The sequence below is a fragment of the Spirillospora sp. NPDC052242 genome, assembly GCF_040679555.1.
GTDB lineage: Bacteria > Actinomycetota > Actinomycetes > Streptosporangiales > Streptosporangiaceae > Spirillospora.
On sequence record NZ_JBFAUZ010000001.1, the window covers coordinates 238617 to 255146 of the forward strand.

Below are 16530 nucleotides of genomic sequence, written 5' to 3' on the forward strand. Positions count from 1 at the left end.
GTGAAATGACCGTTCGCCGCCGATATTTCCACTAAAGCAGGCAATTCTCCCTAGACCACGCGAATTTCGCTTTCTAAGCTCGGAGCGTCCACGACCGCGCACCGGGAGCGACCATGATTCCCGACATCCTGTCGCCCGAATTCGCCGCCGATCCCTACACCGGGTACCGCGTCCTGCGGGAGGAGGCGCCGCTCTTCTGGCACGAGCCCACGCAAAGCTACCTGATCTCGCGGTACGCCGACGTCGAGCACGCCTTCCGCGACCCGGTGTTCACCACCGCCAACTACGACTGGCAGCTCGAACCGGTGCACGGACGGACGATCCTGCAGCTCAGCGGGCGCGAGCACGCCGTCCGCCGGGGGCTGGTGGCGCCCGCGTTCCGCGGCGCCGAACTGCGCGACCGATTCCTGCCGATCATCGAACGGAACGCCCGCGAACTGATCGACGAATTCCGGACGGCCGGAACGGTCGAACTGGTCGGACAGTTCAGCACGCATTTCCCGATCAACGTCATCGTCGACATGCTCGGCCTCGACCGCGCCGACCACGCGCGATTCCAGCGCTGGTACACCTCGATCATCGCGTTCCTCGGCAACCTCGCGCAGGACCCGGACGTCGCCGAGGCCGGGCTGCGGACGCGCGCCGAACTCGCCGCGTACATGCTGCCGATCATCGCGCGGCGCCGCGCGGAGCCCGGCGACGACCTGCTGTCGAAGCTGTGCCTCGCCGAGATCGACGGGACGCGGATGAGCGACGAGGACGTCAAGGCGTTCGTCAGCCTGCTGCTCGCGGCGGGCGGCGAGACGACCGACAAGGCGATCTCCGCGCTGTTCGCGAACCTCCTCGCGCACCCCGACCAGCTCACCGCCGTCCGCGACGACCGGAGCCTGCTCCCCCGCGCGTTCGCCGAGACGCTCCGGTACAGCCCGCCCGTCCACATGATCATGCGGCAGCCCGCGGAGGACGTGAAGGTGAGCGGCGGGACGATCCCGGCGGGCAGCACCGTGACGTGCCTGATCGGCGCCGCGAACCGCGACCCCGACCGCTACGCCCGTCCCGACCGGTTCGACATCTTCCGCGACGACCTGTCCACGACCAGCGCGTTCTCCGCGGCCGCCGACCACCTGGCGTTCGCGCTCGGCCGGCACTTCTGCGTCGGGGCGCTGCTCGCCAAGACGGAGGTCGAGGTCGGCGCGAACCTGCTGCTGGACGCGCTGCCCGAGTTGCGGCCCGCCGCCGGGTTCGCGCCCGTCGAGCGGGGCCTGTTCACGCGCGGCCCGGCGGCGGTGCGGATGGACTTCACCCCCGCCGCCTGACCGGCGACCGGAACGGAGCGCAGCGGAGTGGAGGTCGACGGTCAGGCGGCCCCGCTCTTACCGGGGGGCGTGGGGGGTCGCCCCCCACAATGAGCCGCCTGACCGGCGACCGGAACGGAGCGGAGGTCGACGGTCAGGCGGCACCGCTCCTGCCGGGCGGCGCGGGACCGACCGGCGTGACCCCGGCCGGGTCGAAGACGACGGGCAGCTCCTGAAGCCCCCGCATCCAGAACGAGGGCCGCCACCGCAGCTCGTCCACCGGGACGGCCAGGGCGACGCCGGGCAGCCGGTCGAGGAGCACCTCGATCGCGGTCCGGGCGATCATCAGCGCGAGCCTCGGGCACGGGTACGGGCAGCCGTGCTCGCCGTGCCCGAACGACATGTAGGCGCGGGTGGCCGGTTCCCGCCGGCCGCCCGCCGACCGCGCCCGCGGGTCCCGGTTCGCGGCGGCGAGCCCCAGCACCATCAGGTCGCCCGCGCTGATCCGCTGCCCGCCGAGGTCGCAGCCCTGCACGGCCCAGCGGCCGATGAAGTTCTGCGTCGGCGTGTCGTCCCACAGGACCCGCTGGAGCGCCTGGTCGATGCTGAGCCGCCCGCCCTGCACGGACGAGCTGAGCCGGTCGTCCTCCAGGATCAGCCGCAGCGCGTTCGCGATCCAGTTCCCGGTGGGCTGCTGCGCGGCGGCCATCACCACCAGCAGGTCGATGGTGATCTCGTCCGGGGTGAGCCCAGCCGCGTGCGACAGCAGCACGGACGGGACGTCCTGCGCGCGGCGGTGCTCGCGGAGGCCGACGAGCCCCCGCATCCGCGCGTGGATGCGCTCGTGCGCGCGGGCGGCGCGCTCGTCCGCGTCGAGCGACTCGGCGACGTCCCGCACCAGGTCGGGGATCTCGTCGCCGGGCAGCCCGAACAGCCGGGCGATGACGTGCAGCGGGACGCGGTGCGAGTACTGCTCGACGAGGTCGGCCGTCCCGTCCCCGGCGAACTCGCTGACGAGCCCGTCGCATTCGCGGGCGACCAGCCCGGCGAGGACGGGCGGGTCGACGGCGTCGAGCGCGTCGCCGATGGCCCCGGCCCGGCGGCGGTGCGCGTCGCCCTCGGCGAACATCACCGACGGGGTCCAGCCGACGTACGGCATCAGCGGCCAGTCGTCCGGGACGAGGTGCCACGCGTTCCAGCGGCGGCAGTCGCGGGCGAACCGGCCGTCGTTCGCGGTGACCTGGTGCAGCTCCCGGTAGCCGATCACGAACCAGGCGGGGACGTCGCCGTCCAGCAGCACCGGGACGACGGGCCCATGCTCGCGGTGCAGCCACCGGTAGAACTCCGCCGGGTCGGCGGCGGCGTCGGCGCCGGTCACCCGCACGACCGCCTTGCGGGCGAGCAGGTCGGCGCCCTCGGGCGGGCCCGGCACGGGCGCGGGCGACTCGGACGTTTCGATCATGGCGCGTCCTCCCGGACGACGGGGTTCTCGCGGAGGCGGGTCAGGTACCGGACGAGCGCGATCAGCACGCCCTTGGACGACTCGCGGGCGCGGGCGTCGCACTCGACGAGCGGGACGCGCTCGTCCAGGCAGAGCGCGGCGCGGACGCGGTCCAGCGGCGGCCGGGCGCCGGGGAACCGGTTGACCGCCACGACGAACGGCATGGCCTGCGCCTCCAGCCGGTCGATGCAGTGGAACGAGTCGGCGAGCCGGCGCGTGTCGACGAGCGCGACCGCGCCGAGGCTGCCGGTGAACAGCCGCTCCCACAGGAACCGGAACCGCTCCTGGCCGGGCATGCCGAACAGGTACAGCACGCGGCTCTCGTCCAGCGAGATGCGGCCGAAGTCGAACGCGACCGTGGTGGCGCGCTTGGCGTGGACGCCGGTGAGGTCGTCGACGCCCTCCCCGGCCTCCGTCATGACCTCCTCGGTGCTCAGCGGCCGGATCTCGCTGACCGAGCCGACCATGGTGGTCTTGCCGGCGCCGAAACCGCCCACGATCACGATCTTCAGGGCGTCCCGGGCGGTGCGCCGCAGCGGCGCCTCGACGGGCGGGGCGGCGGTGGGGGGATCAAAGGTGTTCGAGTCCAACGAGGACCTGCTTCAGCGTTTCGAGGTCGGCCGTGCGCGAGGGGGCGACGGCCGTGGACGGGTGCCGGACGGTGATCCGTCCGGTGTCGCGCATGTCGCGCAGCAGGATCCGCGCGACGTGCACGGGCATCTCGAGGCGGGCGGCGAGCTCGACCAGCGCGACCGGGTGGTCGCGGCACATCCGCAGCACCGCGACCTGCTCGGCCGACAGGCCGCCGCCCGGGTCGTCCTCCGCGACGATCAGCGCGACGACGTCGAGGACGTCCGGTTCGGCGGCGCGGCCGGACGGACGGGGCCGCCGCGGGCCGCCGGGACCGGGCGGCCCCCGCCGGTCGGGCGGGTCGTCGCCGGTCCGGTCGCGGCCGCGGGTGACCGCGAAGAGCCGGTCGGGCTCGTCGGCGTCCGGCTGCGCGCTCATGCGCGCGCGTCGTGCTCGGGCCGGCGCGGCGCGGCGTACAGCTCGCCGCGGATCTGCCGGGCCAGCTCCTCCATCCGCCGCCCGGCGAGCCCCACGTCGGTGTTCGGCTCGGTCACCACGGCCAGATGGGCGCCCTGCCCGGCCGGGATGATCAGTAGCACGCCGCCGTGGAACTCGACCATCGACCGGCCCGCCGCGACGCCGCCGCCGTCGCCGAACTCGGCGGACGCGCTCAGCGACAGGCTCTGCACCCCCGACGCGAGCGCCGCGAGCTGGTCGGCCCGATCGTCGTCGAGGTCGTGCGTGTGGCTGATCCGCAGGCCGTCCCTGGACAGGACGAGGACGTGCCGGATCCCGCGGACCTTGTCCTTCAGTGCGTCCAGGAGCCAGACGAGGCCGCGCGTTTCGGGTGTCACCTTTCCCCTCCATCGGGCTCATCGGACATCTCGATGTCATCGGGCACGCCGTCGCCGGGCACACCGTCGTGGAGCACGGTGCCGCCGCCGGACGGACCCATGAAGGCGGCGAACGCCTCCCCCTCGTCCTCCTTCTCGAGCTCCGGCGGCCGCAGGCCCATCAGCGCCCACTCCTCCGGGGTGATGGTGGCGCCCCGGCGGCGCTTCGGCAGTTCCGTGTCGCCCCAGACGACGACCTCGTGCGGCGCGTCCTCGCGGGACTCGGCCTCCCCGGCGGACGGCTCGCCCGACGGTTCGGCGGGCGCCGGTGCCGGCGCCGGTGCCGGGACGGTCGCGACGGCGCCGCCGCGCGCGAGCTCCCGCTCCCGCGCCAGCTCGCACTCCCGCACCTGAGCCTTCTCCCGCTCGCGAGCCTTCTCCCGCTCCCACGCCTGCTGCTGCTCCCGCGCATTCTGCTTCTCGCGCTCGCGCGCCTGCTGCTTTTCGCGCTCCCGCGCCATGACCGTCCGCCCGTCCGGGATCGGCGGCATGCCCGCGAGCCCGGCGGTGCGCCGGTCGCTCGGCACCTCGTCGTCCTCGGTGCCCGGCTTGCCCTCGTCCGACCACGGCCAGCGCTCCACCGGCCGGGTGACGATCTCGGCGGGGACGAGCAGCACCGCGGCGACGCCGCCGCGCGACGACGGCCGGAAGCTCACCTTCAGGTTGTGCTTCTTCGCGAGCATCCCGACGACCGCGAGCCCGACGGACTCGCCCGTCCAGGCGGTCCGGTCGTCCGGGCGGCTCACGAGGTACTCGGCGTGGGCCAGCTCCCGGTGCCGCATCCCCATGCCCGCGTCCTCGACCGTGATGACGACGCCGGTGATCTCCTTCTCGACGTAGACGTGCACGGGGGTGTCGTCCAGGGAGAACATCAGCGCGTTGTCGATGAGCTCGGCGAGCGCCTGGATGACGCCTTCGGCGTGCGGGCCGTGAACGGCGCGGTCGTGGTCGGTGATGTAGCGGACGCGGCGGAAGTCGTCGCAGCGGCCCATGGCGGCGCGGACGATCCGCTCCATCGGGATCGGCTTGTGCCAGCGCCGCCCCGACCGGCCGTCGCACATCGTCGCGATGCTGTCGGCGAGGCGTCCCATCTGGGAGACCTGGTGGTCCAGGTCCATGATCTCCCAGAACACCTCGGTCTCGTCGTAGCGGAACTCCATCTCGTACAGCTGCTTGAGGACGCGCCGGACGGCGGCCTGCATGCGGGCCGCGGTGAGCGCGCAGTTCGCGGTGATGCCCCACTGCCAGCGCCGCTGGTGGGCGATCGCGAGGCCGACCTCGTGCGCGAGCCGCGCGAACGCGTCGGTGGCGGGCCGGTCGAGTTCGGCGAGGATCTCGTGGACGAAGTCGACCCGTTCGGGCATCCGGGTGCGGAACTCCGGGAGGACCGTGCCGGTCAGCCAGGCGGCGTCGGCCTCGAGCGCGGCGGTCTCGGCGCGGGCGCGGTCGGCGTCGGCGCGGGCCGCCGCGACGCCCTCGACGACGACGCGCAGCAGCCGGGCGAGGACGGGATCGGGGGTCTCGGGCAGGTCGGCGAGGACGGCTTCGGGCGCGGTGCCGTCGCGGAGTCCGGCGACGAGCAGCGGCAGCGGCCCGTCGACCAGCTCGCGGAGCCGCCGCTCCAGCCGCTCGTCCTCGCCCTCGGCGACGGCCAGGTGGGCGTCGAGGCGGCGGGCGAGGCCGGCGAAGTGGGCGGCGGCCGCGACGGCGACGCACAGCGCCAGGGCGAGCGCGCCGCCGCCCGCGGCGACCAGCGCGCGGTCGTCCGGCGCGACGGCCAGGACGGCCGCGAGCCAGCCCGCGCCGGCGACGAGGACCGCGGCGAGCCAGACCTGGAGCGCGCGTTCGAGTGCGGCGCGCTCAATGCGGGAACGGTCTGCGTGAAATGTCATCCATCATGTCCTTTTTCGAGGCGGCTGATGGGACCGGACCGGGCGAGGACCCGCCGTGCGCGGCCCTCGGTGCGAGGTGGCCACCATGATGCAGGAGAATGCTGCGCATGGAGGGTTGGTCGGGAAAATTCCACGAAGAACCCCGCAAAAGAATTGCATTTGACGGCATTTGTCCGACATATACGACAACGCCCCTTACTCGTCCCGACGCGCCTGTCGGGACCGCGTGACCGGGCTCACAGCCGGGCGATGTCACGGGCGCGCCGCCCGTCCCGTCGTTCGGGCGACGTCCGGGAAAACCCGGGCGACCGCACGGCGGAGGTCCTGATGAACAACGAGATCACCGTGATCGGCGGCGGGCTGGCCGGGCTCGTCGCGGCCGTCGCGTGCGCGGAGGGCGGCGCGTCCGTCGTCCTGCACGAGGCGCACCGCACCCTGGGCGGCCGGGGCCGCGCGACGGCCGCGCCCTACGTCGCGCACGAGGGCGCGCACGTCTTCTACGCCGACGGCCCGCACTGGACGTGGCTCACCGACCGCGGGCTCGCCGGCCCCCTCGGCCGGTACAGCCCGCGCATGATGACCCACACCTTCTTCCGCGCGGACGGACGGCTGCGGCGCGTCCCGCCCGCCGGGTTCCTGCGGATGGCGGCGCGGACGCCCTTCCTGCGGGCGCCCGTGGACCGCGACTTCCGCTCGTGGGCGTCCGAGCGGTTCGGCGAGCGCACCGCCGAGCGGGCCGCGAGCGCGATCTCCGTCGTCACCTACGACGGCGACACCGGGCGGCTGTCGGCCGCGTTCGTCTGGGAGCTGATCGGCCGCGTGTTCGCGCCGAAGCGGCCGGCCGTCCGCTGGCCGATCGGCGGCTGGCAGGCGGTCGTGGACCGGCTCGCCGCGCACGCCCGCGAGCTGGGCGTCCGCGTCGAGCTCGGCTCCCGCGTCACCGAACTGCCGGGCACCCCCACGATCGTCGCGACCGAGCTGGCGTCCGCCCGCGCCCTGCTCGGCGACCCGTCGCTGACCTGGGAGAGCGGCCACTACGCGATGCTCGACCTCGCGGTCCGCGACGACCGCCGCGACGCGTTCATCGTGTTCGACCTGGACGAGGGCGGCTTCCACGAGTCGTACTCCATGCAGGACCCGAGCACCGCCCCGGCGGGCGAGACGCTGTTCCAGCTCGGCGTGCCGGTCCGCGCGGACGAGCGCCGCGCCGACGCGCTGCGCCGCCTCGACGCCCTCGCCGACGCCGCCGTCCCCGGCCGCCGGGACCGGACGACGTGGTCGCGGACCGCGACGGCCCGGGGCCGCACGGGCGCCCTCGACCTGCCGGGCCGCACGTGGCGGGACCGTCCCGCGATCGACCGCGGCGACGGCGTCTTCCTCGCGGGCGACATGGTCGCCGCGCCCGGCATGCGCGGCGAGATCTCGATGAACAGCGCCCTGCGCGCCGCCGAGGGCGCCCTCCGCGCCGCCATTCCGTCCCGCCGAATCGAACACTGAACGAAATGCTCCGTATATCGACGGATCAATTCGCTTCGCGCGATCACGAAAGCGCCCATCGACCGCCTCTCCCATTAACGGAGAATCGTCGATGAACGAGAGACGGCCTCACCGGACGGCGCGCGCCCGGTGAGGCCGCCGCCGTGCCGCACGGGCACGGGCGCCCGCCACGGCCGTCCGTCCGTCTCCCGGACGGCGGGACGGCGCACGGGGGCGAACGGGGGCGAACGGGGCGCACGACGGGTGATTTCGCCGATGTGGAGGCGGCGTCCACGTGCGGACAATGATCGTCGTCCGGGAGCCATTCGGGCTCCTCCCCCCCGGAACAGGAGCGAATCGACGTGAAGGCAACCAGACGTGCGGTGCAGATGCTGGCGGGCGCCGCACTCGCCGCCGGCCTCTGCGCCGTTCCCCAGACCGCGCTCGCGCAGGAGAACCCCTACGAGCGCGGGCCCGACCCCACCGAGCAGAGCATCGAGGCCCCCCTCGGCTCCTACGACGTCGGCGAGGACAGCGTCTCCGGCCTCTTCGTCAGCGGCTTCGGCGGCGGCACGATCTACTACCCCGAGGACACCGACGAGACGTTCGGCGCGGTCGCGATCGCGCCCGGCTTCACCGCCGACCAGAGCAGCATGTCGTGGTACGGGCCGCGGCTCGCCTCCCGCGGCTTCGTCGTCATGACGATCGACACCAACTCCCGCCTCGACCAGCCCGCGAGCCGCGGCGACCAGCTGCTGGCCGCCCTCGACTACATGGTCGAGGACAGCGACGTCTCCGACCTGATCGACCCGAACCGGCTCGCCGTGATGGGCCACTCGATGGGCGGCGGCGGCACGCTGGAGGCGTCGGTGGACCGCCCGTCGCTGAAGGCCGCCATCCCGCTGACCGGCTGGAACCTGCGCAAGAACTGGTCCTCCAGCCGGGTGCCGACCCTCGTCGTCGGTGCCGAGAACGACTCGGTCGCGTCGGTGACCTCGCACTCCGAGCCGTTCTACGAGAGCCTCCCGCCGGAGAAGGCGTACGTGGAGCTCGCGGGCGCCTCGCACTTCGCGCCGAACACCGCGAACACCGACATCGCGAAGTACAGCATCGCGTGGCTCAAGCGCTACGTCGACAACGACACCCGCTACACGCAGTTCATCTGCCCCGGCCCCGACACGGGCTGGCTCTCGGACATCTCCGAGTACCGCAGCACCTGCCCCATGTGACCCGTCCGCTCCCCGACCTACCTCAGGGGCCGCCCGCCTCCCCGCGCGGGCGGCCCCGCCCTGTGCGTGCCGGGCGGGGCGGACAGGACGGACGGGACGGTCGGGGCGGACGGGCCCGCGCCCTGCGCGGCGTCCGTCCCGCTGCCGTGCAGGCGGACGGCGCTGAGCGCGAGCACGAGCTCCACGAGGTCGCCGGGGCGGGCGAGCCGCCGCCGCGTGAGCTGCTCGATCTTGCGGAGCCGGTTGAGGACGGTGTTGCGGTGGCAGAACAGCCGCTCGGCGGCGCGGGCCGCGGAGCCGCCGCAGTCGAGCCAGGTGTCGAGGGTGCTCAGCAGCACCTCCCGGTACGCGGGGTCGACGTTCGCGAGCCCGCCGAGCGCGACCTCCCCGAGCCGCCCCGCGAGGCGCGGCTGCGACAGCACCAGCGCGTCCGGGAGCCGCCGGTCCAGCCGCGCGATCTGCGGCCCGGGCCCGTGGCAGGTGCGCAGCGCCAGCTCGGCGAGCCAGCGGGCGGTACCGAGGTCGGCGAGGCTCTCCGCGACGGGGCTGACGCCGGCGTGCCCGCGCGTGCAGGGTTCGAGCGCGCCGACCAGGTCGTCGAGGTCGGCGGCGCCGAGCGCGACCAGCGCCACCTGCGCGTTCGCGCGCATCCGCCACAGGAACCGCATGCCGCCGACGTCGCGGGGCCGCAGGTCCACGTCGCCGGTGAACCCGCCGTCCGCGCGCAGCATCGCGACGGCGTACCGGCCGTTCACCGGCAGGCCGAGGACGGTCGTGGCGGTGCCGAGCAGCCCGCCGTCGGCGCCCTGCCCGTCGAGCAGCGCGTCCACGATGGCGTGGACGCGCTCCTCGCTGCGGCGGGCGAGCGCGAACTCGGTGCGGTGGTAGGCGTCCGCGGCGGCGTCCGACTGCTGGTCGATGGTGTCCCAGGTGCGGGTGGCCTGCCGGACGAGCGCCGGGATGTGCTCGGGATCGTGCCGGCCCACGGCCTCCACGACCGCCTCCCAGAACACGCGCCCGGCGAGCCGGTAGCCGCGCAGCACGTGCTCCAGCGGTTCGCCCTGCTGGGCGCGGCGCTCGCCGAGCCGCCGCGCCCACTCCAGGTCGGCGCGGCCGCCGCCGGGCTGCAGGATCGCCTCGAAGCCGTGCCCCAGCCCGGTGTGGCACACCTCCCACATGTCGCCGATGACCGCCTCGGGGCGGTCGCGGCCGTCCTCGCCGGACAGGATCTCGGCGGCGAGCCGGTCGGCGAGCTCGGGCAGCCGGTCCTCCAGGCGGAGAACGGCCTTGCGCAGGATGGCTCCGTCGGCGTCCGCCGTCATGGGGAGTCACCTCCAGGACCGAACGGGGGGCATCATGGTCCCACCCGTGACGCACGCGAAACCACAATCGTGCGCGCGGACTGTGCCATTGCACAATGCGAAGCTCGCCGGATTGCGCCCGCGCCCTGTAACAGAACGCCGCTCTGGACCCGTCCGGTCACTCCGTGCTGACCTATGGGCCCCCGCCCAGAGGGAGAACCGGCATGACAGTGTCACAGGGACGAGAACCGTTGCACGGACGCGTACCCGAGCTGGACGCCATCGGGGACCTGCTCGGCCGCGCCCGCGACGGGCGCGGCGGCGCCCTCGCGGTCGTCGCGGACGCCGGCCTAGGCCGGACCGCGCTGCTGGACGAGGCCGCGCGCCGCGCCGGACCGGACGTCCGGACGATCGGCGCGTCCGGCGTCGAACGCGAGTCGGCCGTCCCGTACGCGGGGCTGCACCGGCTGCTGCGCCCGCTGGCGGACGACCTGGAGCGGCTCCCGGACGAGCACCGCGCGGCCCTCGCCGTCGTGCGGGGCGGGCCGGGCCGCGCCGAGCCGTTCGCGCTCTACGCCGCGCTGTGCGAGCTGCTCGCGCTCGCGTCCCGGGACGGCCCCCTCCTCTGCCGGGTCGACGACGTGCAGTGGCTCGACGAGGTGTCGCTGGACGCGCTGGCGTTCGCGGCGCGCCGCGTGCAGGACCTGCCGGTCGCGGTGCTGCTCGCCGCCCGCGACGACCGCCGCGTCGCCGACCGGCTCGCCGGGATCCCCCGCCTCCGGCTCGGCCCGCTCGACGAGGACGCGAGCCTGCGGGTGCTGCGGGACGCGATCGGCGACGCGGTCGGCGGGCCCCTCGCCGACGCGATCGTCGACCTCGCCGACGGGTGCCCCCGCGCGATCCGCGACCTCGCCGCCGCGCTCACCCCCGGCCAGCTGTCGGGCGCCGCCGCGCCGCCCCGGGCGCTGCCGCCCGGCAGCCCGCTGCGGGCCCTGCACCGGAGCCGCTACCTGCGGCTCCCGCCGGGGGCGCGGCGCCTCGTGCTGCTCGTCGTCGCGGACGAGTGGGTCGGCGCGGGCACCCTCGACCGGGCGGCGAGCGCCGCCGGGATCGGCGCGTCCGACGTCGAGGCGGCCCGCGAGTCGGGGCTGCTGCGGTACGAGACGGACGCGGTCACCGTCCGGGACCGGCTCGTCCGGTCGTCGCTGTGGGCGGACGCGACCCGCGCCGAACGCACCGCCGCGCACGCGCTGCTCGCCGAGGTGCTCGTCCACGACTGGCAGTACACGGGGCGGATCTGGCACCGGGCGGCGATGACCGGCGGCACCGACGACGTCGCCGCCGCCGAGCTCGCCCGCGCCGCCGTCGCGTCCCAGGGCTCCGGCCGGTACGCCGACTCGTGGCGGATGTGGCAGCGCGCGTCGGCCCTCACCACCGACCGGACCCTCGCCGCCGACCGGCTGCTGTCCGCCGCCGCCGACGCGTGGGCCAGCGGCCGCCCCCGCCGCGCCCGCGCGATGCTGCGGCGGCTCGCCGCGTTCCGCTGCGAGGGGACCCGGCTGGCCCGCGCGGACCGGCTGCGCGGCGAGATCGCCGCCGCCGCCGGGGACCCGGCCGCCGCCGTCCCCCTGCTGCGGGACGCCGCCGAACGGTTCGCCGACGCCGACGAGTCCCTCGCCCTCGAGACCCTCGTGTGGGCCGCCGAGGCCGCCGACGCCGCCGGCGACGTCCGCGCCCACGCCGAGATCGCCGAACGGGCCGCGTCCCTCCCCGTCCCGGACGCCCCGTGGTGCGACGCCCGCACCCGGCTCATGCTCGACCACCTCACCGGCACGGCCGCCCTCCACGCCGGCCGGTACGCCGACGCCGCCGAACGCCTCGCGAGCGCCACCCGGCTCGGCTCGTCCGTCACCGACCCGGCCGCGCTGGCGTGGGCCGCGCGGTCCGCGCTCGCGCTCGGCGACGCGGGCCTCGCGCCCGCGCTCGCGGCCGCCGCCGTCGCGGCCGCCCGCCGTGCCGGGACCGTCCCGCTGGAGTCGCACGCCCTCGCCGTCGCCGCCCGCTGCGAGGTCCTCCTCGGCCGCCCGCCCGCCCCCGTCGCCGCGGGCCACGACGGGCTCCGCCTCGCGCAGGCCACCCGGCTGCACGGGCACGCCGCCGAACAGCTCGCGACCCTCGCGCTCGCCGCGTCGTTCGACGGCGACACCGGCACCGCGGAACGGCACCTCGACCGGCTCACCGAGTCCGCGGGCCGCCGCGGGCTCGTCCGCGCCGCCGCCCTCGGCACGTGGGCGCACGCCTGCCTCGACCTCGCCGCCGACCGGCCGTCCGACGCGGTCGCGCGGCTCCGGCTGCCCGGCGGCGCGGGCGTCGCGCACCCCCGCGCGCTCCTCGCGTCCGCCCCGCACCTCGTCGAGGCCCTCGCCCGCGGCGGCGACCGGGCCCGCGCCGCGACCGCCTTCGACACCTTCCGCCGCTGGTCGGAGGCCACCGGGTCGCCCGTCCACCGGGCGCTCGCGCACCGCTGCCGCGCCCTGCTCGCCGACACCCCCGCCGACGCCGCCGACCACTTCGAGTCGGCCCTCCGCCTGCACGAGACCTCCGGGGCCGTGTTCGAGCAGGGCCGCACCGAACTGCTGTACGGGCACCGCCTCCGCCGCGCCCGCCGCCCCCGCGCCGCCCGCGAGCACCTCCGCACCGCCCTGCGGATCTTTGAACGCTACGACGCCCGCCCCTGGACCGACCGCGCCCGCGCCGAACTGCGCGCCGCCGGCGAGACCGTCACGCCGCTGCCCGTCCCGCCGCCCGCCGAACCCCCGTCCGTCCCCGGGACGCCGGCCCGCCCGCCCCGTCCCGTCCAGGCGAACGGCTTCGGCGACCTCACCCCGCAGCAGGCGCACATCGCCCGCCTCGTCGCCGAGGGCGCCACCAACCGGGAGATCGCCGCCCGCCTCCTGCTGAGCCCCCGCACCATCGACCACCACCTCCGCAACGTCTTCACCCGCCTCGGCATCCGCTCCCGCGTCGAACTCGCCCGCCTGATCCGCTGACCCACCGCCCCGGTACCGCAACAGCCCAACACCCGGACGGACGGTGGCGGCACCGGCCCACGCGGGGACGGGCTGGAGCCGGTACCGGCAAGCGCCGGAATCGATCGGCGGCGGGGTCAGGTCGGGTCGGGCTCGGAAGCGGGCGGGTCGGCGTAGACGCCGCGCAGCATGCCGGTGGCCTGGCCGACCTCGATGAGGTGGCCGTCCGGATCGCGCATGTAGCAGCGGATCTCGGCCTTGCGGTCGATCGGCTCGGTGAGGAACCGGGCGCCCAGCGACGTCGCGTGGTCGTAGAACGCCGCGATGTCGGCGACGCGCACGTTCATGAACGCCGTGATCGGGTCGCCGGGCTCCGGCGGGCGCAGCGAGAGGTCCGGTTTGTCGGGGGTGGGGCCGCCGCCGGGGTTCATGATGATCCACGTGTTGGCGACCTTCACGATCGCCGGGTTCTCCGGCAGGACGACCTCGCCGCCGAGGACGTCCGCGTAGAACGCGCGTGAGCGGGCGACGTCCCGCACGGTCAGGAAGTGCGTGAGCACGAGCCCCTCGACGGGCGCGGGCAGCCGTTCGCGGTTCACCATGATCGTCCCCTCAAGCCCTCGTCTTGTGCGCCCAGCGGGCCGGGTCGGCCTCCAGGGCGTCCCGGTCCCAGTCGGCGAGGTCGGCGGCGGCCTCGTAGGTGTCCTGGAGGAAGTCCAGCAGCGCCCGGTCGGGGTCGGGGTCGTCGGCGACCGCCTCGTACGGGAGCAGGAACTGGCCGTTCTCGGTGCTGTAGAAGGCGCCGGACGGCCGCACGGGACGGGCCGCGAACCCGTGCGGCTCCGGGTAGGCGTACGCGTAGAACGCGCCCTCCTCGCCGCCGCCCGGCCAGAACCCGCAACTGCTCAGCTCCCGCGAATACCCCTCGACCATCACCCAGTCGCCGCAGTTCGGGGCGCCGCCGGGATGCTCGGGCGCCGTCCGTCCGGAGAAGCGGGTGCACGCGAGGTCCATCGCGCCCCAGAAGAAGTGGACCGGGCTGACCTTCCCCGCGAACCGCGAACGGAACTCGCCCATCACCCGCGACGCCTGCAGGAGCTGGCGCCAGAACAGGTGCGCCGCGTCCGGGTCGTACGACGCGTGCCGGTCGTCCTCCGCGAACGGGATCGCCGGATCGACCTCGTTCGGGCGCCCCTGGATGCGCGCCTCGACGCCGAGCCGGTCGAGCGCGCGCATCGTCCGCTCGTGGAACTCCGCGACCGTCATCGGCGCGAGCGCGAACCCCTCGTCCGTCCCGTCGTCGGCGCGCAGCCGCAGCCGGTGGCCGACGAAGTCGAACTCGACGTCGAACGCCCCGCTCCCGTACGGGATCGCGGACGTCGTCAGCCCGCGCGGGCTCACGTACATCGTCACGTTCCACCAGTGGTTCACGAGCGGCGCGTGCACCAGCCGCACCTTCCCCACGATCTGCGTCCACATGTGCAGCGTGTCGCGGGTCTCGTGCCAGTCCGTCACCCGCAGCCGCGGCCACCCCTGCCGTGCCATCCCGTCTCCCCTCAACCGGACCGTCCCCGACGACCATGCCCGGACGAACGGTGGTCACTCGAACCCGAGGCCTCAGGGGCGCTTCGAGACGATCACGCCTGCTCGTAGCGGTGCATGGCCCAATGCTGCGCGGCACGCACGGTCGCCTTCGCCCACGGGTTGGTGAGGTTCCAGAAGGCGTGCAGCCATGCCGTGGACACGGTCCGGGCGTAGTAGTCGATGTCGAGCGGGTCGGCGTCCCGCCAGGCGGGCAGGTCGGCGACGATCGCCTCGGCCTCGCGCGGCGGGTGACCGGACGCGATGAGGCAGATGACGAAGTCGCACGGGTTGACGAACGGCGCCCCACGGCTCGCGGCGGCCCAGTCGACCAGAACCGCCGACACCCCCACCCGCACGTTCGTCGGGTTGACGTCGGTGTGCAGCAGCGCCGAACCGGCCAGCCGCGTCAGCTCCCGGCCCGCCGGGGCGTAACTCGACCAGCGTTTCTCGCACGGGATCAGCGGGACGTCGGGCGAGTCGACCATGTAGTTGGCCCGGGTGCCGTCGCCCCATGACCTTGGCCGGGGGACCGATCCGCTCGGCCACGGCTCGGCGCAGCCCGGACGGCCCGGACGTCTTCAGCGGGGCTGTTCGGCGACGCGCAGGATGCGGCGCAGGTGGGCGCGCCACGCGGCCCGCACGGCCAGCAGGCCCTCAGCGCGGGTGGGAAAGTCCTTCCGGCCACCCAACTGGACGGGTTCGAGCTGCTCGTCGTCGGTGGTGAACGCCTCGCACGTACCGTCGGGGCACTGGCGGACGTAGCCGAGGTGGATGCGGCCCAGCCACAGCGAGTCCACGCCCGCCGCCGCGCGGGGCTCGATCCAGTAGTCCTCGCCGAGGTCGTGGGAGACGCCGACGGCCCGCTGCCGCCACGCGTCCCGGGCCCGGATCAACGCGGCCTCGGCCGTCGCGTACCGCCCGTCGGGCGCGCCGCACGGCAGGTGAACGCCGTCCCGTCCGACGGCCGCCCACTGCCCGTGCTCGATGCTTTCCATCTCTCCTCACGGGGGCGCGGCCGTGGCCGCCGTCCGGCGGCCACGGCGGAACGGGACGGGTCAGGGGGCGATGAGGCCGCCGAGCGCGGCCCGGACCAGGCCCCGGCGCGGCGCACGGTGCCGCCGTTCGCCCGAGACGCGCCCCCGCGGCGCGGGTGTCGGAAAGACGGGCGGGAGGTCCGGGAGGGTGGCATCGAGCCTGGCGCGCGAGTACCTCGGCCTGAGCACCATGTCGCCCGGCGGCGTGGCCGAGGGCACGGCGCGCGGGACGTCCAGGCGGTCCAGGCGGCGGACCAGCTCGGCAGGCGTCGCCGCCTCGACGAGGTGGCACTCCCCGGCGCGGTCGCGGGCGAGCGCCCACCAGCTGCCGGTGGCGTGACCGAGCCACGCCACGGTGCCGGGGAACCAGCGCTTCAGGTCGGCCGCCGTACGGTCGGGGCCGACCTCGGCGGACACCGGCGCCGTCACCGCGCCACCGCCTTCGCGTCCCCGCGCACCAGCCGACCGAGGACCCACGTCACCGCGTTCATGATCTGGTCGGCCTCGGCGACCGGCTCGTGCCCGGGGCCGAAGAACCACATCCGCCCGCCGTCGTCGGCGCGCTCGCGGCAGGTGAGAGTGACGGTCGCGGGGCTCGCCTCCGGGCGGCAGCCTGGGACCTCGGGGTTGCTCACGCGCAGTCCGCGCGCACTCAACTCGACCCCGAGCCGCCGGGCGCCAAGGTGCGCGCCGAGCGCTGCGAGCGGGTTGGGAGGGACCATACGA

General features: G+C 75.1%; 16 protein-coding genes. 4 read left to right on the forward strand and 12 right to left on the reverse strand.

Features of this window, described 5'->3' with window-relative positions; all coding sequences use genetic code 11:
- Positions 1-113 precede the first annotated feature (113 nt).
- Complete coding sequence (locus AB0L25_RS01270; protein WP_500167380.1) at positions 114-1316, forward strand: cytochrome P450; 1203 nt, start codon at positions 114-116, stop codon at positions 1314-1316.
- A gap of 133 nt (positions 1317-1449) precedes the next feature.
- Here AB0L25_RS01270 and AB0L25_RS01275 read toward each other — a convergent pair whose 3' ends face one another.
- Genes AB0L25_RS01275 through AB0L25_RS01295 form a run of 5 tightly spaced genes read right to left on the reverse strand, consistent with a single transcriptional unit; the run spans position 1450 to position 6151 of the window.
- The gene (locus AB0L25_RS01275) at positions 1450-2757 is read right to left on the reverse strand and encodes a cytochrome P450 (RefSeq protein WP_500167382.1); all 1308 of its coding nucleotides are present in this window, start codon (positions 2755-2757) and stop codon (positions 1450-1452) included.
- On the reverse strand, positions 2754-3386 hold the full coding sequence (locus AB0L25_RS01280) for a GTP-binding protein (RefSeq protein WP_500167384.1): 633 nt from the start codon (positions 3384-3386) through the stop codon (positions 2754-2756). The genes AB0L25_RS01275 and AB0L25_RS01280 overlap by 4 nt, the downstream gene beginning before the upstream one ends.
- Positions 3367-3804, reverse strand: a complete 438-nt coding sequence (locus tag AB0L25_RS01285) for a DUF742 domain-containing protein (protein ID WP_500167386.1) — start codon at positions 3802-3804, stop codon at positions 3367-3369. The genes AB0L25_RS01280 and AB0L25_RS01285 overlap by 20 nt, the downstream gene beginning before the upstream one ends.
- Entirely contained in the window at positions 3801-4220 is a 420-nt protein-coding gene (locus AB0L25_RS01290) for a roadblock/LC7 domain-containing protein (protein ID WP_500167388.1), read from the reverse strand. The genes AB0L25_RS01285 and AB0L25_RS01290 overlap by 4 nt, the downstream gene beginning before the upstream one ends.
- Positions 4217-6151: an ATP-binding protein gene (locus AB0L25_RS01295; protein ID WP_500167390.1), complete on the reverse strand. Its 1935-nt coding sequence runs from the start codon at positions 6149-6151 to the stop codon at positions 4217-4219. The genes AB0L25_RS01290 and AB0L25_RS01295 overlap by 4 nt, the downstream gene beginning before the upstream one ends.
- A gap of 327 nt (positions 6152-6478) precedes the next feature.
- Between AB0L25_RS01295 and AB0L25_RS01300 the strand changes: the two genes are divergently transcribed.
- A complete protein-coding gene (locus AB0L25_RS01300) occupies positions 6479-7648 on the forward strand; it encodes an FAD-dependent oxidoreductase (protein ID WP_500167392.1) in 1170 nt (389 codons plus the stop codon).
- Positions 7649-8016: 368 nt separating this feature from the next.
- Positions 8017-8856 carry an alpha/beta hydrolase family protein gene (locus AB0L25_RS01305; RefSeq protein WP_500167618.1) on the forward strand — a complete coding sequence of 280 codons (840 nt, stop codon included), beginning with the start codon at positions 8017-8019 and terminating at the stop codon, positions 8854-8856.
- Between the two features lie 17 nt (positions 8857-8873).
- On the opposite strand, the gene AB0L25_RS01310 is transcribed toward AB0L25_RS01305, so the two are convergent.
- Positions 8874-10178 carry a PucR family transcriptional regulator gene (locus AB0L25_RS01310; protein WP_500167395.1) on the reverse strand — a complete coding sequence of 435 codons (1305 nt, stop codon included), beginning with the start codon at positions 10176-10178 and terminating at the stop codon, positions 8874-8876.
- A 203-nt stretch (positions 10179-10381) separates the two neighbouring features.
- Between AB0L25_RS01310 and AB0L25_RS01315 the strand changes: the two genes are divergently transcribed.
- Complete coding sequence (locus AB0L25_RS01315; RefSeq protein WP_500167397.1) at positions 10382-13207, forward strand: helix-turn-helix transcriptional regulator; 2826 nt, start codon at positions 10382-10384, stop codon at positions 13205-13207.
- Positions 13208-13323: 116 nt separating this feature from the next.
- Here AB0L25_RS01315 and AB0L25_RS01320 read toward each other — a convergent pair whose 3' ends face one another.
- The 6 genes from AB0L25_RS01320 to AB0L25_RS01345 form a co-directional block, all read right to left on the reverse strand.
- On the reverse strand, positions 13324-13788 hold the full coding sequence (locus AB0L25_RS01320; protein ID WP_500167399.1) for a VOC family protein: 465 nt from the start codon (positions 13786-13788) through the stop codon (positions 13324-13326).
- Between the two features lie 10 nt (positions 13789-13798).
- Positions 13799-14731: a DUF5996 family protein gene (locus tag AB0L25_RS01325; protein WP_500167401.1), complete on the reverse strand. Its 933-nt coding sequence runs from the start codon at positions 14729-14731 to the stop codon at positions 13799-13801.
- A 92-nt stretch (positions 14732-14823) separates the two neighbouring features.
- Complete coding sequence (locus tag AB0L25_RS01330) at positions 14824-15255, reverse strand: hypothetical protein (protein WP_500167403.1); 432 nt, start codon at positions 15253-15255, stop codon at positions 14824-14826.
- A gap of 93 nt (positions 15256-15348) precedes the next feature.
- The gene (locus AB0L25_RS01335) at positions 15349-15765 is read right to left on the reverse strand and encodes a hypothetical protein (RefSeq protein ID WP_500167405.1); all 417 of its coding nucleotides are present in this window, start codon (positions 15763-15765) and stop codon (positions 15349-15351) included.
- A 60-nt stretch (positions 15766-15825) separates the two neighbouring features.
- Entirely contained in the window at positions 15826-16233 is a 408-nt protein-coding gene (locus tag AB0L25_RS01340) for a hypothetical protein (RefSeq protein ID WP_500167407.1), read from the reverse strand.
- The gene (locus AB0L25_RS01345) at positions 16230-16439 is read right to left on the reverse strand and encodes a hypothetical protein (RefSeq protein ID WP_500167409.1); all 210 of its coding nucleotides are present in this window, start codon (positions 16437-16439) and stop codon (positions 16230-16232) included. Before AB0L25_RS01345 ends, AB0L25_RS01340 begins: the two co-directional genes overlap by 4 nt.
- Positions 16440-16530 lie beyond the last annotated feature (91 nt).

Excerpts from the sequence above, each read along its gene's own strand:
- AB0L25_RS01270 (WP_500167380.1), top strand. The coding sequence starts at position 114 with ATGATTCCCGACATCCTGTCGCCCGAATTCGCCGCCGATCCCTACACC.
- AB0L25_RS01275 (WP_500167382.1), bottom strand. The coding sequence starts at position 2,757 with ATGATCGAAACGTCCGAGTCGCCCGCGCCCGTGCCGGGCCCGCCCGAG.
- AB0L25_RS01285 (WP_500167386.1), bottom strand. The coding sequence starts at position 3,804 with ATGAGCGCGCAGCCGGACGCCGACGAGCCCGACCGGCTCTTCGCGGTC.
- AB0L25_RS01295 (WP_500167390.1), bottom strand. The coding sequence starts at position 6,151 with ATGACATTTCACGCAGACCGTTCCCGCATTGAGCGCGCCGCACTCGAA.
- AB0L25_RS01300 (WP_500167392.1), top strand. The coding sequence starts at position 6,479 with ATGAACAACGAGATCACCGTGATCGGCGGCGGGCTGGCCGGGCTCGTC.
- AB0L25_RS01305 (WP_500167618.1), top strand. The coding sequence starts at position 8,017 with ATGCTGGCGGGCGCCGCACTCGCCGCCGGCCTCTGCGCCGTTCCCCAG.
- AB0L25_RS01310 (WP_500167395.1), bottom strand. The coding sequence starts at position 10,178 with ATGACGGCGGACGCCGACGGAGCCATCCTGCGCAAGGCCGTTCTCCGC.
- AB0L25_RS01315 (WP_500167397.1), top strand. The coding sequence starts at position 10,382 with ATGACAGTGTCACAGGGACGAGAACCGTTGCACGGACGCGTACCCGAG.
- AB0L25_RS01320 (WP_500167399.1), bottom strand. The coding sequence starts at position 13,788 with ATGGTGAACCGCGAACGGCTGCCCGCGCCCGTCGAGGGGCTCGTGCTC.
- AB0L25_RS01325 (WP_500167401.1), bottom strand. The coding sequence starts at position 14,731 with ATGGCACGGCAGGGGTGGCCGCGGCTGCGGGTGACGGACTGGCACGAG.
- AB0L25_RS01330 (WP_500167403.1), bottom strand. The coding sequence starts at position 15,255 with ATGGTCGACTCGCCCGACGTCCCGCTGATCCCGTGCGAGAAACGCTGG.
- AB0L25_RS01335 (WP_500167405.1), bottom strand. The coding sequence starts at position 15,765 with ATGGAAAGCATCGAGCACGGGCAGTGGGCGGCCGTCGGACGGGACGGC.